The organism is Salinispira sp. (assembly GCF_059431795.1).
Genome location: NZ_JBXWXS010000005.1, coordinates 13,716 through 28,825 on the forward strand (window position 1 = coordinate 13,716; position 15,110 = coordinate 28,825).

At 54.0% G+C, this 15,110-nt stretch carries 12 protein-coding genes; 6 read left to right on the forward strand and 6 right to left on the reverse strand.

Going from position 1 to position 15,110, the window contains the following annotated elements:
* Nucleotides 1-96 precede the first annotated feature (96 nt).
* Nucleotides 97-1,107, reverse strand: a complete 1,011-nt coding sequence (locus AC52PS_RS02590) for an arsenic resistance protein (RefSeq protein ID WP_495561470.1) — start codon at nt 1,105-1,107, stop codon at nt 97-99.
* A 95-nt stretch (nt 1,108-1,202) separates the two neighbouring features.
* Complete coding sequence (locus AC52PS_RS02595) at nt 1,203-1,931, reverse strand: hypothetical protein (protein ID WP_495561471.1); 729 nt, start codon at nt 1,929-1,931, stop codon at nt 1,203-1,205.
* Between the two features lie 115 nt (nt 1,932-2,046).
* Between AC52PS_RS02595 and AC52PS_RS02600 the strand changes: the two genes are divergently transcribed.
* Entirely contained in the window at nt 2,047-2,859 is an 813-nt protein-coding gene (locus AC52PS_RS02600; protein WP_495561472.1) for a TrmB family transcriptional regulator, read from the forward strand.
* 91 nt (nt 2,860-2,950) lie between these two features.
* Here AC52PS_RS02600 and arcC read toward each other — a convergent pair whose 3' ends face one another.
* Nucleotides 2,951-3,952, reverse strand: a complete 1,002-nt coding sequence (gene arcC / locus AC52PS_RS02605) for a carbamate kinase (RefSeq protein WP_495561473.1) — start codon at nt 3,950-3,952, stop codon at nt 2,951-2,953.
* A 192-nt stretch (nt 3,953-4,144) separates the two neighbouring features.
* Here arcC and ord point away from each other — a divergent pair, with 192 nt between their 5' ends.
* The 5 genes from ord (at nt 4,145) to AC52PS_RS02630 (ending at nt 11,427) form a co-directional block, all read left to right on the forward strand.
* The gene (gene ord, locus AC52PS_RS02610) at nt 4,145-5,227 is read left to right on the forward strand and encodes a 2,4-diaminopentanoate dehydrogenase (protein WP_495561474.1); all 1,083 of its coding nucleotides are present in this window, start codon (nt 4,145-4,147) and stop codon (nt 5,225-5,227) included.
* A 185-nt stretch (nt 5,228-5,412) separates the two neighbouring features.
* Complete coding sequence (locus AC52PS_RS02615) at nt 5,413-5,769, forward strand: ornithine aminomutase subunit alpha (RefSeq protein WP_495561475.1); 357 nt, start codon at nt 5,413-5,415, stop codon at nt 5,767-5,769.
* Entirely contained in the window at nt 5,760-8,009 is a 2,250-nt protein-coding gene (gene oraE / locus AC52PS_RS02620) for a D-ornithine 4,5-aminomutase subunit OraE (RefSeq protein WP_495561476.1), read from the forward strand. Before AC52PS_RS02615 ends, oraE begins: the two co-directional genes overlap by 10 nt.
* The gene (locus tag AC52PS_RS02625) at nt 8,009-9,604 is read left to right on the forward strand and encodes a glutamate mutase L (RefSeq protein ID WP_495561477.1); all 1,596 of its coding nucleotides are present in this window, start codon (nt 8,009-8,011) and stop codon (nt 9,602-9,604) included. Before oraE ends, AC52PS_RS02625 begins: the two co-directional genes overlap by 1 nt.
* Complete coding sequence (locus AC52PS_RS02630) at nt 9,601-11,427, forward strand: alanine racemase (protein WP_495561478.1); 1,827 nt, start codon at nt 9,601-9,603, stop codon at nt 11,425-11,427. The genes AC52PS_RS02625 and AC52PS_RS02630 overlap by 4 nt, the downstream gene beginning before the upstream one ends.
* A gap of 148 nt (nt 11,428-11,575) precedes the next feature.
* Here AC52PS_RS02630 and AC52PS_RS02635 read toward each other — a convergent pair whose 3' ends face one another.
* From AC52PS_RS02635 to AC52PS_RS02645, 3 genes are all read right to left on the reverse strand, one after another.
* Entirely contained in the window at nt 11,576-12,139 is a 564-nt protein-coding gene (locus tag AC52PS_RS02635) for a hypothetical protein (protein WP_495561479.1), read from the reverse strand.
* A 456-nt stretch (nt 12,140-12,595) separates the two neighbouring features.
* On the reverse strand, nt 12,596-13,591 hold the full coding sequence (gene argF, locus AC52PS_RS02640) for an ornithine carbamoyltransferase (protein WP_495561480.1): 996 nt from the start codon (nt 13,589-13,591) through the stop codon (nt 12,596-12,598).
* A gap of 194 nt (nt 13,592-13,785) precedes the next feature.
* A complete protein-coding gene (locus AC52PS_RS02645) occupies nt 13,786-15,021 on the reverse strand; it encodes an arginine deiminase (protein ID WP_495561481.1) in 1,236 nt (411 codons plus the stop codon).
* Nucleotides 15,022-15,110 lie beyond the last annotated feature (89 nt).

A 15,110-nucleotide genomic window follows, 5' to 3' on the forward strand; every position in this document is an offset into this window, starting at 1 on the left:
ATATCCCCCTCTTGCTTCATGGGTTCCTGGAAGGATTTTCTATGAAGTACGCCATTAAAAAACGGCCGGCTGAAGGTGATTTCAGCCGGCCGTTTGTTATTCCGCCTCAGGCAGGGCAGAAGTTGCCACTCCCATTGCCTGGTGTTTTTCCTGAGTCCGCCCGGCAAATCGGGCATAGAAAGAAGCGCTTTGAACCTGTACCACATAAGCCAGAGCCAGGAGCAGAGCCGCCTGGGAACCGATAGACGGAAAGGCAGTTACCGCAATGGCAAGCGATAGGGAAAGATTACGCATTACCGTTGAAAACACTAATGCAATTCCATCTTCCTTTGAAAAAAATCGGCGTCCGATCATTGTCACGGTCACATACAGCAGCCCATAAAAGAGCAAAACCGGAACCAGCAGATAAATCAGTTGTTGCGGCGAACCGAAAAGCTGCTCCGCTTTCAGTGCAGCAACCAAAAATACAATACCTAACACACCCAGTGTGGATATTGAAGGGATCCGGGGTTTCCAATACCCATGAAATCGGTCTTCAGATCCCCGCGCAATTAGGATGCGACGAATTAGCGCCCCTGCAATCATGGGGATAAATACCACCAGTAGAATTTGATTCAGTATCGATAGGAGATTGATCTCCACCCTGCTTCCCATAAAAATCATAAGATACAGAGGGGCCAGCACGGCTCCTGCAAGAAGTCCGATCACCATCAGACTGACAGAGGCTTTTACGTTTCCTCCTGCAAATCCCGTCCAGGAGATCGTCATACCGCTGGTTGGTATGAGACCGATCATCAGCATCCCCAGAAAAAATCCCGGCTCGGCAGGGAATAACATCCGCCCGAGAGCCAGACTAATGGCCGGTATGAGAAGAAAATTGATAAGGAGATTGCCGGAAACCAGGCCCAGTGTGGGAGGTTGCCGAAAAAGACTGCTGATTGGAAATGTCACCATCATGGGTAAAATCATGATGATGGTAACCGGCATAATCCAGTTTTTGAGGTAGGTCACGTCCCCGCTGAAAAGTCCAAACAGGAATCCCGCCGCCATAGAGACTGCGATAGCCGCACTGAGATGTTTTTTTACTGTTCTAAGAAGTTGCCACATTATGATGCTCTCCGTATAGTACTTTTTATATAGTTTTTATACTATATATAAAATACTGTCCACCATATGGAAGCATTAATACCGCTGCTTCTTTATCAGGATTGTGTTGATGCTTCCTGTTGGAGAGTCTCGGTGATTTGGCTGTAAAGATTTTCAAGCTTCTTCCGCCGCCGTGAGCTGACCGCGGAAAATATGCTTCTGGCAAGGAGAAAACTGCCGGCCAGTGCCGCGGGAACGAAGATGGCGGTGAAAAGTCCGGATTGAAGGGCTCCCAGCCCTACGCCGAATCCCACACCGAAACCCAGTCCCATTCCAAGGCCTCCCACCAAACCTCCGAAGAGTCCACCGGCCAGAAGTCCCTGACGGTTCTGGATATCAACTGAGATTGATTTCTTCCCGCTGTGAACGGATATTTGCAGGTTCCAGGAATTGTCTCCGTTCATCATCTGACTGCTTTTCCAGAACAGCTGTTTTCGGGTTATGGAGAGGTTGCCGGGAATGCCAATTTCCCTGGAGATGATCACCCCGAGACGTTCCAGGGTTTCCTCATCGGCTGAAACCGGAAGATCACCCCGCCGGCGCCACTCAATATCGCCCCCGAGAATGCGGCTTGAAGTGTTGCTCCCGCTGTCCAGCTCCATCATGGCCCGGTTGATTGCCTTCCTGGATATTCCCAGTTCGTCGCCCACATTGATAATCTCTTCCAGATCTACACCGGTTTCCCCGGTTTCCGTATTCCCGGAGGACGATTCCCGTGCCTGGATTTCTATTGCCTTTTTCAGGATTCGCTCAAGTTCTTTGTTGGAATATTTTTCTTCTGCCATGGACATATGATAGGTGAATCCACCCGGCTCAGCAAGAAGCATTGGAACTCATGAGCACAATGACTCGGTGAGAAACGTATAGTGTTACTACTGCAGTTATGATATATTGATTTCCATGAAACAGGATGTTGATTCCATAATCCGCGATCTCATGGATGCGGGGTTTATAGAATACGAAGCTAAAGTGTACCTCTCCCTTCTCCAGACCCACCCGGCCAGCGCATACACCATCTCCCAAAATTCCGGCGTCCCCCACTCCCGGGTGTACGATATCTGCCGGCGTCTGAAAAAGAAGGGCTATGCGGTTTCCACCGGCACCAATCCGGAGACCTTTTCCCCCCTTTCGCCGGATGAACTGATAGATAAAATTCAGCGGGACAACGACTCTCTTACCAGGAAACTGAACGACAGTCTTCACTCCATCTCGTTTTCCTCCGACTTTGACCCGGTATGGAATATCCAGAGCCGGGAGGAAGGCTTGTCCAAGACCGGGGAAATTATCTCCCAGGCGAAAGCATCAATATATATCGGTCTTTGGAGCGAGGAGTTCGAATTACTGGGGGAGGAGCTGCGGAAGGCCGATCAGCGAGGTGTGGATGTGTTCATGCTGATATACGGAAATGTTGACGTGGACTTCGGCGAGGCCTATTTCCACGACCGGGATCATCTTGAGGATATTTTCGACCAGGGGCGCAGCATTGACCTGGCTGCGGACCGGGAAATCTGTCTTTCGGGCATTCTGGGTGAGCCGGGAAAAACTGAGATGGTGTGGACCCGGAACATCGGCCTGGTTCACTCCATAGAGGGCTACATTATCCACGACTTTTATCTTGCCGAGCTGGTTGAAGTAATGGGAAACCGGGTGATGGTTGAGCATTTCGGAAAAAACCTTTCCAAGCTTCGGGACAAGTTCAACAGGCGCCATTGAGCCGCCCCGGGGTGAACAACTTTGCGCCTTGCCCCGGTCCTGATTAATCGCACAGGCCGTCTAATGGCCGGAAAGTTCTCCCTGCCCTCTGTCAAGCTGTGAAATGGGACTGGATGATTGTTCCCGCCTCCCCCCGAACTGCCTCTGGAAGACTCTCAACATCGGTAATAATCACCCGATTCTCCGGATCCGCCTGCACGAACTCAATGGCCGCCGCAATTTTCGGGCCCATGGATCCCGCCGGGAAATGTCCCTGCTTCTGATAATGACGAGCCTGGGCCAGAGTAATTCTGCTGAGGTCCTGCTGTTGCGGGGTTCCAAAATTGATACTCACCTGGGGCACACCGGTAATGATAATCAATTCATGGGCACCCACCGACAAGGCCAATTTCATGCTTGCCAGGTCCTTATCGATTACGCAGTCCATCCCTTCTATGGTGCCGTCTTCCTGATAATACACCGGGATCCCCCCGCCTCCGCCGGTTATCACCAGATAGTTTTCATCGATCAGATGACGGATTGATTCTTTTTCCACAATGTCCAGGGGATAGGGGGATGCCACATAGCGGCGGTACCCCCTGCCCGCGTCATCCCGAACCACCCAGCCCTGTTCTGCTTCCAGCTTCTTCGCTTCTTCAGCGCTGTAAAACGGGCCAATGGGTTTGGTAGGCTCATCCAGGGCCGGATCGTAACGGTCCACCACCACCTGGGCGGGAATGGTGACCACATTCCTCCATATGCCGTGCCGGATCATGGTGTTTTGAAGGCTCTGTTCAATCATGTAACCAATGGAGCCGCAGGTCATGGCGTCGGCAACCCCCAGGGGCGTTTCGGGAAGGCTGGTCTTTGAACATTCCACCATCAGCATGATATTTCCCACCTGGGGGCCGTTGCCGTGGGTTATGAGCAGCTTATACTCCTGTTTCAACAGCTCAACCACCCCCTCCATGGACAGCCGAGTGGCCTGAAACTGGGCGTGGATATCCGTTCCCCGCTTTTTATCCAGAATTGCGTTTCCCCCCAGGGCAACTACCGCCAGTTTTTTCTCATCCATCATCGACTCCTCGCTGGATACCGGTGTACCGTCTGTCATCAGACCTGATAATCACCAGTATCGAATTACTACTATAATAGTAAAATGCCGGAAATTGATCTTAGACCTAGCTCAGTCCCCCGTCAAGGAAAATCAGAGCGAGGATTCTTTCCTTGACAGCAGAATGGGACGGAGTATACTTACTACTATAATAGTAAATACAACCGGAAAGATCGGATCAGGGACGGGAATATGAGCGATAGGGTGAAAGTGCTGATTTGGGGATTCGGAGCCATGGGAAGCGGCATGGCGAAGGCATTGCTGGGAAAAACCGGCGTTGAAATTTCCGGGATCTGCGACATGCATCCCCAACGGCGGGGAAAAAGCATGCTGGAGGTTCTGAAGACGAACTCGGGCGCTGACGGCTGGACTGAACCGGCCGCCAGTCGGGATGTGGTGATCAGAGAATCCATAGAGGAAGCCATGGAAGATGCCCGGGATGCCCCCATTGCCCTGCTGGCAACCGACTCCTTCACACGGAAGGCATATGCAAAGATCATCACTCTTATTGAGGCGGGCTACAATGTAATCTCCACCGCCGAAGAGATGGCGTACCCCCGCGCCGGAGAACCGGAACTGGCGGGGAAAATTCATGAGGCTGCGGCGAAGGCGGGGGTTACGGTGCTGGGCACCGGCATTAACCCGGGGCTGATCATGGACCTGCTGGTGGTGATGATGACCGGAGCCTGCCTGGATATCGACCACATTCAGGCGGAACGGGTGAACAGTCTCTCCCCCTTCGGACGGGCGGTTATGGAGGAGCAGGGAGTGGGCCTGAGCCCTGAAGAGTTCCGCCGGGGCGCAGAGGACGGCAGTCTGGCCGGGCATGTGGGGTTCAAAGAGAGTATCGGCATGATCTCCCACGCCCTGGGATGGAAGCTCAGCGCAGCGGTCCGCCAGAGCATGGAAGCCATAGTCACCGGGGTTCCCCGCAAGACCGAGTACGCATCTGTTCAGCCCGGAGATGTGGCCGGATGCCGCATGGAGGGCTACGGGGAAGTGGACGGCATTACCAAAATCGAAATGCTCCACCCCCAACAGATCGAGCCTGAGGCCGAAGGAACCGAAACCGGAGACTACATCAGAATCCGGGGTAATCCCCACATCAACCTCCAGATCAAACCCGAGGTTCCCGGCGGCATCGGCACTATCGCCATGTGTATCAACATGATCCCCCATGTGATCAACGCATCGGCGGGACTGAAAACCATGCTGGATCTGCCGGTACCCCGGGCCATCCTGGGGGATATGCGGGAGATGATTCACCCATCGTAAACATCACTCTGAAAGCGGCACCGGCTGTAGAGACAGTTCCAGCGGCGACGGGCGGCCACAGCGATGGCGACGGAGCGCCGACAGTAGATTCAACCGAGCAGCGGCAGCAGCAAGGGCGGCAATGGCTGAGACAGCGAACCAGTGAAGAGGTAACGAAAACCAGGGTACATATATAAGGAGTGCATATGCAGGAGCGAAAGGATGATTTTCAAATCAGGCGAAAACATCTGGCAGATTTGAGTGAAAAGCAGCTGGAGGACCGGTTCTGGCATCTGGCGGATGCCCTCACCCAGCCGTTAATAGATACCGCCCACCGCCACACCAGCCCCTCCATAGAGCGCTCGGTGCTGTTGCGGATGGGAATTTCCAGCATTGAGGCTGCGGCGATTGTGGAAAAGGCGGTGGATCACGACCTTCTGGGCAAGGGGGCGGGGCATATCGTGTACCGGGTCGCAAAGGATCAGGGCATCTCCATCGGCAATGCGGCAACGGCTCTGGCCGGAGGAAAATTCTGGAAGGAGGCCCGGGCCATATGGAAATGAACGGAAAGAATGACCAAACCACAGCGGGCAAAGACGCCAGCGGCCTTGCTCCCAATGAGAAACTGGATGTGGAACGGATCCTGGAGGATCTCGAGCATTATCATCCCCGGAGGCGGGGCTGGTTCTGGCGCAGGGGCGGAGGACAAAAGCGGAGAATAGGCCCCTTCGAGTACTACCAAACCACGGAAAACCTCAGCAATTCGGTTCCCCTCCCCGCCGCCCACTACTTCGGTAATATCGACCCCCAGCCTGTGAGCACCATCACCACCGAGATCGCCTCCGGCCGTTTTGAGGATGATATTCGCCGGATGCGGATGGCCGCCTGGCACGGGGCAGACCACTTGATGGTTATTCGAACCGCCGGGCAGAGTCATATGGACGGACTTTTGGAAGGCAGCCCCCAGGGAATCGGCGGGGTGGCAATTACCAGGAAGCAGCTGAGGGCTCAGAGAAAAGCCCTGGATCTCATTGAAGACGAGGTGGGACGCCCCATTAACTTTCACTCCTATGTGAGCGGGGTGGCGGGCCCGGAGATGGCGGTGCTGTTCGCCGAGGAAGGGGTGAACGGCGCCCACCAGGACCCCCAGTACAACGTTCTCTACCGCAACGTGAATATGCTGCGGTCTTTTGTTGATGCGGCGGTTGCAAAACGGGTTATGGCCTGGGCGGGGATCGCCCAGATTGACGGCGCCCACAATGCCAACGCCACCGCCCGGGAAGCCTGGAAGGTGATGCCCGAGCTGATGGTTCAGCATGCCCTGAACTCCATGTTTTCGGTAAAGGCGGGAATGAAGCCGGAAGATATTTGTCTCTCCACAGTCCCCCCCACAGCGCCTCCGGCTCCGGCCATGCGGCTGGATCTGCCCTACGCGGTGGCTCTCCGGGAACTGTTCCGGGATTACAAGATGCGGGCCCAGCAGAACACCAAGTACATGACCTCTTCAGCCAGAGAAGCCACGGTTACCCATACCCTGAATCTCCTGATCAGCCAGTTCACCCGGGCGGAAATCCAGTCCACCATTACCCCGGACGAGGGGAGAAACGTTCCCTGGCATATCTACAATGTTGAAGGAACGGACACGGCCAAACAGGCGTTCAACGGCATGGACGGACTCATGGAAATGGTCTCCCTCCGACGGGATGAGGGGGAATTGGCTCAGAATGTCCGGGAACTGAAGGAACGGGCCATTCTCTACATGGAAGAGATGCTGGAGCTGGGCGGATATTTCGATGCGGTGGAAGCGGGAATGTTTGTGGATTCGGGAAAGTACCCCGAGCGCAACGGGGATCCCATCGTACGCAAACGTGACGGCGGTGTGGGCGCGGGAACCGTGTACCCACGGGATGATGATTACATGGCCCCGGTTACCGCCCATTTCGGATACAACAACCTCGCCCCCTACGGGAAGGCGGCGGAGGATAATCCTTCCAGTCTCATAGACGGATGCACCTTTGAAAAACCGGAGAAAATTGTGTTCATCGATGAGCTGGATGCGAACGACAACGTGGCGGCCCGGATGGCCGAAACCGCCCATTTGCGCAACTCCTCCCTGATCAAACCGGAAATGGAATGGCAGGGTGACGGCACGGTGCTTCTCACCATGTTTCTGCCCACCGACCAGCGGACCGCCCGCTTTGCCGCCCTGGAGGCTGCAAAAAACATGAATCTTAGCGAAGCCGAGGTAATTCATGTTGAAGTAATGCATCCGGCGGAGGGGACGCGGATTGAGCTGAAGGGAAAAGTTTCATTCACCATCGACACCTCCAAACTGGAAATTCCCCCCGAACCCAAAGTGCTCAGCGAACAAGAGATCCGAACAGAGATCAAAGCCCGGCCCATGGCCATTGTGGCGGGTACGGTGGGCGAAGACGAGCATTCGGTGGGCCTGCGGGAAATCATCGATATTAAACACGGGGGAATTGAGGGCTACGGAATTGAGTGCCACTATCTGGGAACCAGCGTCCCGGTTGAGAAGCTGGTGGATGCGGCCATAGAGATCAACGCCCAGGCCATTCTGGTCTCCACGATTATCAGCCATGATGAAATTCACTACAAAAACATGAAACGGGTACATGATCTGGCGGTTGAAAAAGGCGTACGGGATAAACTGCTGATTCTCGCCGGGGGCACTCAGGTGACCCCGGACCTGGCGGTGAAGCAGGGCGTCGATGCGGGGTTCGGCCGGGGAACCAAGGGCATACACGTGGCCACCTTCCTGGTGGAAAACAGGAAGAGCTGATGCGGGTGGATATTCTCTCTGCGGAGATCGGGAGCACCACCACCGTTGTGAGCGCATTTTCCGGCATGAATTCTGGCATGAAAGACGGCATGGTTGGGCCGGGCGGCCGGACAGCGGTCGCCTCCCCGCCCCGCTTTTTGGGTCAAGGAGCCGCTCCGAGTACCGTTCAGCAGGGGGATGTACGCATCGGTCTGGAGCAGGCCCTTGAACAGCTCAAGAACAAGCTGGGCGCACGGAAGCTTAGCTGGGGACGATTCTTTGCCTCGTCATCAGCAGCAGGCGGCCTGAAAATGAGCGTACACGGCCTGGCCTACGATATGACGGTGAAGGCCGCACGGGAAGCCGCCCTGGGGGCCGGCGCCAACATCTCCCTTATAACCGCAGGGAAAATGCGTAGTGAGGATATCCGAAGCATGTTAGATTCCCGGCCCAATATTATCATGATCGCCGGGGGAGTGGATTACGGTGAACGGGATACGGCCCTGTACAACGCCGAAGCTATTGTATCGGCCCTGATATCAGAAGGGCGAACCACCCCGGTCATTTATGGGGGAAACAGCGAGAACCACCGTCAAATCCAACGCCTTTTCGAGAATACGCCCCTGCCCCTCCATATCTGCGACAACGTGTATCCCCGGATCGACGAGCTGGTAGTTGAGCCCGCCCGGAACATCATTCAGGAAGTGTTCGAAGAGCACATCGTGCATGCACCGGGAATGGAGCATATTCGGGAACTGATTGACGGTAACATTATGCCCGTGCCCGGGGCGGTTATGCGCAGCGCCATGGCCCTCCACGAGCGAATGGGCAATCTTCTGGTGTTCGATGTGGGTGGAGCCACCACCGACCTTCACTCGGCGTGCGACGCCTCAGCGGAGATTGAACGAATCCTTATTGCTCCTGAACCCCAGGCCAAACGGACGGTGGAAGGGGATCTGGGGCTTTTTGTGAACCGGCATCAGATTCTTTCATCCGCAGGACCAGAAATAATCGCCGAGTCTTTGGGGAAATCAGTTCATGAGGTGGAAGCCGTGGTTGATGCCTTGCCGGCGGTACCCGGGAACGAGGAAGAGCGGCAGATGGCGGAAACGCTCTGCTACCATGCAGCCCTGACCGCTCTTCATCGCCATGCGGGGAAGCTGAGGAACCTGTACACCATATCCGGGAAACAGCAGCTGGCCCAGGGAAAGGACTTGAGCGCCGTGCAGACAGTTATCGGTACAGGCGGAGCCCTGACCCGGCTGCCCGGGGGCAGGAAGTTACTTTCCCGGGTTCTGGAATCGGGAAGCGGAGGGGATCTGTTTCCCCCGCCTGAGGCTGCCATTCTGCTTGATGCGGACTATATTATGTCCAGCCTGGGCGTCCTGGCCGACGAGTATCCGGAGGCAGTTCTTTCACTGCTGGCAGAAAGCCTGGGCATAGAGCTGCCGCCGAGTGAAACGCCGCAGAACGCCGAAGAACAGAACAACATCGAGCAGAACGCCGAAGAACAGAACAACAGAGAGCAGAGTAAAGCTGGCCGGAGGGTGCGGACCGGAACAAGGACCACAAGAACCGGAACAAGAGCCGAACAGGGAGGGGGTGAAGGATCATGAGCGGACCGGAAGTGATGATCGATGTCGCCCGTATTGAAGAAAACACCCGGGTCATAGTCGAACTCTGCACACAGCATGGCATAGAAGTAACCGGAGTAACCAAGGCAAGCTGCGGAATGCCCCAGGTTGCCAAAGCCATGCTCAGAGGAGGGGTTAGCATGCTCGGAGAAAGCCGGCTGGAGAACATTCACCGTCTCCGCTCCGGAGGTATTTCCGCCCCCATTATGCTGCTGCGCATCCCTCCCCTGTCGGCGGCGGAGGAAATTGTACGCAGCGTGGACCTCAGCCTGAACTCCGAACTTTCGGTGATCCAGCGTCTCAGCGATGTGGCCCTCTCTGTGGGTACGGTTCACGAGATTATTCTCATGGTGGATCTTGGAGATCTGCGGGAAGGGATCTGGCCCGAAGATCTCATGGAGACCGCGGCCCGGGTCATAGAGATGGAAGGGGTGCGAATCCGGGGCATCGGTACCAATCTGACATGTTACGGGGGAGTAATTCCCAGTGAGGAAAACCTGGGCAGACTGGCCGGCTACGCAGATGAAATTGAAGAGCGCTTCGGCATCCCCATGCCCATTGTATCGGGAGGAAACTCCAGCTCCCTGAATCTGCTAGGAGAGGGGAAAATTCCCCAGCGAATCAACAATCTGCGGATCGGCGAAGCCATCCTGCTGGGACGGGAAACCGTTGAGCGCCGGGCATGGCCGGGCACCAGCCAGAAGGCCTTCCTTTTGAGGGCTGAAATTATCGAGAAAAAGAGAAAGCCTTCCGTCCCCATCGGGGTCACCGGACAGGATGCATTCGGGTCGACCCCGGTGTTTCAGGACAGGGGCAACATTCTCAGAGGCATTCTGAATATTGGCCGTGAGGATGTGGATGTTGAAGGTCTTGCACCGGTAAATCCCCAAGTATCAATCCTCGGAGCCTCCTCCGATCATCTTCTTATTGATATCAATTCCCTGGAAACCGAACCCGGGCTGGGTGAACGTGTGGAATTTATTCCCAACTATTCGGCCCTGCTGGCCTGCATGACCAGTGCTTATGTGGGCAAGCGGGTAATTCTCCCTGATCATCTGAAAAAAAACCGCCGTCGCTCGGTAACTCTGGTGGGACGGCTCTTTCAGAATGAACGCTACGGCCGGGAATTGGATGCCCGACTGGAAAAACTCAATTACCGGTTCCAAAGAACGGAAGCAGGGCTGGGGGTTGAGGAGCTTTCCAGGGAAATCGAACCGGGATCCATCCCCATTCTCGGTGGAAGGGAGCTGTGCGTTACGGGGCTGGAAGCGGCCGCAGCAAGCATGAATCAGTTCGGTCTGCTGTGGGTGGACTCCACCATCCGAAGCGAGGAACTGAGCCGGGTGCTGGGCAGGGATAACGAGCAGATCAGCAGAAGTCTGGATCTGAGCAACATTGTGCTGCTGGGAGTACGGGAGATTGAAGAAGATGCGGCCCAGATTATCAGGTCTCTGAACATCCAGGTGTACACCATGGAGGAGATATCCCTCATCCCCATGCGTGAAATTATCCGCCAGTCCCTGAAGCGAACCTCCATGGGAACCGAAGGACTCTACCTGAAGTTCAGCGGTCGTGTTGCGGACAACGGCAACGACGGGCTCACCAACAGGGAAACCCACCTGGTCATGGAAATGACGGCGGCATCCAATTCCCTGCGGGTTCTGGAAATAGATGATGACGAACCGGCAGAGACCGAACTGGACTCTGCCTACATCCGCTCCAGCAGGGAAGCAAGCGCCAACATGCCCCGCTTCCTGCTCTCAGCCCTGGGAAAACGGATACTTCCGGTAATTCCGGAGGATTAACCGCTGCAGCGGGGATTGCTGCTGATGGTACAGCTGCAATCAGCAGTACGGTTCATGGAAATTCATAAGCCTCCGGGCGGAATGCTATTCCAACCGGAGGCGTAGTTTTTGCTGCAAAGATTATTGATGGGCGATTATCAGAAAGCCTCTAATCTTTGAATATGTCCAGATCCATACCATTAAAGCTTGCCACCTCCCAGCTTTCAACTTCTTCGGGGAACTGGTCCTTAATCTCCTCGTAGAGCGCTTTTTGGGCATCGCCTGTAAAATCCCTCGTCGTTTTAATACCGAAACTCACACTGGTGGGACTGGGTTTACGGGAATACGGCTTAAATATGATTGGTGTGAAGGTTATTTTCCCCTCATACACAAAGAAGGTACAATACCCATGATCTGTACTCTGCTGTTCAAACAACTCACCATTCAGTTTGGTGATAATTTGCGAGACATAGTAACCGCCCGGAGGCAGATCTTTAATATACGCATACCCTTTATGTGTAGCCAAACTTGTTTTGCCATATTCCTGCCCACTTTCTAACGAAGAAATTACCAGATACTGATGTAACTGCGCATCTGAAGCATGCTCGGACCATTCCACAGGGACGATCACTAAGCTTTTTGAAGCTCCGTCATTAACCGGAAAACTGACGCAGCTGCTCAGAATCAAAATGACAAGGAATGGAACAGCTTTGAAAAAAGCTCGAATTTTCACATTACCTCTCTACAATAATTGATTAATTCCACCTATTCAGATCATTACTCAATGACAATATCATTTTTTAGATAAAAAGTATATATTTAATTAATAACACTAATATACAAATAGTCATAACACATACCATGCTCCCCCGCCCCACCGGAAGCCGGCGAACAGATTGCAGGGGTTCAAAATCAGAACCATCCGGAGAAATTTATTACGTAACTCGTTTCAATTTTTATACGTGACAATCTGTGGGCATATGTGGTTTCAAACCACTTCCTCATATGTGCTGCCCCCAACCCGGCAGGGGGCGCCGATCCCGGGCGCATGGGCCGGCATTTGCGAAGCAAGCAGTCAACCCGCGGAAAGCGCAGCCCGCATCCGTCCGGCAGGCGGCGCAGAATACCGGGTGAATACGCCGCTGACAGCGCAGAATGCCCGAACCGGGTCAGGCCGACTTCTGTGTCCTTAAAGGTCCCCGATGGTAGCCGCCATTACCGCTTTAATGGTATGAAGCCGGTTTTCCGCCTCATCGAACACCACCGAGTGCCTGCTTCGGAACACCTCATCGGTCACTTCCATCTCTTTCAGCCCGAATTTCTCATAAATCTCCTGACCGATTTGGGTTTTGGTGTCGTGGAAGGAGGGCAGACAATGCAGGAACAGCACCTGATCGTTTCCGGTGCCTTTGATCATATCCATGTTCACCTGGTAGGGTTTGAGCAGTTTAATGCGCTGTTCGAATTGATCTTCTTCGCCCATGGACACCCATACATCGGCATAGATTGCATCGGCATTCTTCACCCCGGATGTTACGTCCTCGGTGAGTTCTATGACCGCGCCGGTCTCCTTTGCAAGTTCCCGCATCTGTGCCACCAGGGATTCCTGGGGGTGGAGCTGTTTCGGAGCCACGGCGGTGAAATGCATGCCCATTTTTACCGCACCGATCATCAGGCTGTTGCCCATGTTATTCCGGGCATCACCCACAAACACGAATTTCACCTTGTTCAGGGGCTTTTCGCAATGTTCCTGGATGGTGAGAAGATCCGCCAGCACCTGCGTTGGATGGTACATGTCGGTGAGACCGTTCCACACCGGTACTCCCGCGTATCGGGCCAGTTCGTCCACGGTTTCCTGCTTGAACCCCCGGAATTCTATACCGTCATAATAGCGGCCCAGAACCTTTGCGGTATCTTCAATGGATTCTTTTTTGCCCATCTGGCTATTGCTGAGAAATGTTACCCTTCCCCCTTCGTCGAAGGCGGCGGTTTCAAAGGCCGCCCTGGTCCGGGTGGATGATTTTTCAAACAGGAGGACAATGTTCTTTCCATCCAGCAAATTCCCCCGGATACCTGAGCGCTTTTTGTTCTTCAGATCCCGGCTGAGCATGAGCAGATATTCTATCTCGGCTGGGCTGAAATCCTTGAGTGTGAGGAAGTGTCTTCCTTTTACATTGATTGGCATGCTGTCTCCTTCCGGCTGTTTCAGCTAATATCTATGTATTGGGTCTGATATCCGGGTATTACATCGGGGACTCCCGGTCCCGGTTCCATATTCTATCGGAACTTGATGTTTCAATCATCACAGTCCGGCCATAATTTCACCGGATGTTTGACCTCTTTGATATGTTCCACGCAATTTGATATGTTCCACGCTGTCTACTCGGTTTCCCGGTACAGGGGCATGCTCATGCAGCGGGGACCGCCCCGCCCCCTCACCAGTTCCGATCCGGGGATTTCAATCACCTCGATATTATGCTTTCTGAGAATATCGTTGGAAACGGTGTTCCGCCGGTAGGTGACCACAGTACCCGGGGATATTGCCAGAGTGTTGGTTCCGTCGTTCCACTGTTCACGCTCGGCGGTGAGCAGGTCCCCGCCCCCTGTCTCTATAAGCTGAATTCCCCTGAGCCCCAGACTTTCGCCCAGGGTTTTTTTCAGGTTTTCCCGGGGCGTAATACTCAGCCCGCTGCGGGTACCGGGCTTAATGGAAAATACGTTAATGTGATCGGCAATTCCCGGAAATATGCTGAATTTATCCCGGTCCACCATGGTGAACACCGTGTCCAGGTGCATGTATGCCCGGGCGAAGGGGATTTGAAGAACCAGAACTTCCCGGAACCTCTCATCTCCTTCAAAGATTCTTTCTGCCAGTTCTTCTATTCCCTCGGGACTTGTACGGGCACTGCAGCCTATGGCTATCACTTCCGGGCTGAGAATGAGAATATCTCCGCCCTCAATGCTGTCTTTTTCATTATAATGATGCCAGAGATCCACCCCTGCGGAGGTGAAGCGGGGATGGTATCCGGCGATTTGTTCAAGGAGCATGCTTTCCCGCTTCCGGGCTCGGGCCTTCATGGTGTTCACTGAAAGTCGGTTTCCGATCACCGTCCCATAATCCCGGGAGAAATAAAGGTTGGGAAGAGGATCGAGGTAGAAAGGAAATCCTTCTTTAATATAGAAGGAAAGGCGCTTTTCATCTGCCGAATGGGGCACTTCATTCTTACTCAGACCTGCCAGCAGGGTTTGGGCAAGTTCCTGGGAAGAGCGGGAAAGGAGAAGCTGGCGGATATCTTCTTTCAGAGATGCGGAGTTCACATACAGCTCATCAATTACCGTGTTGACAATCTGCACCCGGGCATCCTGCTGGGCCAGGGTTTCTTTCAACAGATTCTCGAAATAGAGCACTTCGATGCCTCTGCCGGTGAGCTGCAGGGCGAATTCATCGTGTTCCTCCTGCATCTGGGCCAGGTAGGGAATATCCTCAAAAAGCATTTCGTCCAGATACTTGGGGATCAGCTGCTCCAGCTCCCTGCTGGGGCGGTGAAGCAGAATCGTCTTCAGGGGATCAATTTCCGACCGGATTTGAAGCAGAGGATTTGATCTATTACTCATACCGTTCTCCAATAGAATTATATTACCACTGAAATAGTAACAGTGAAAAGCGCTTTATCTGCAAATTTGTTTTATTACTATTGAAGTAG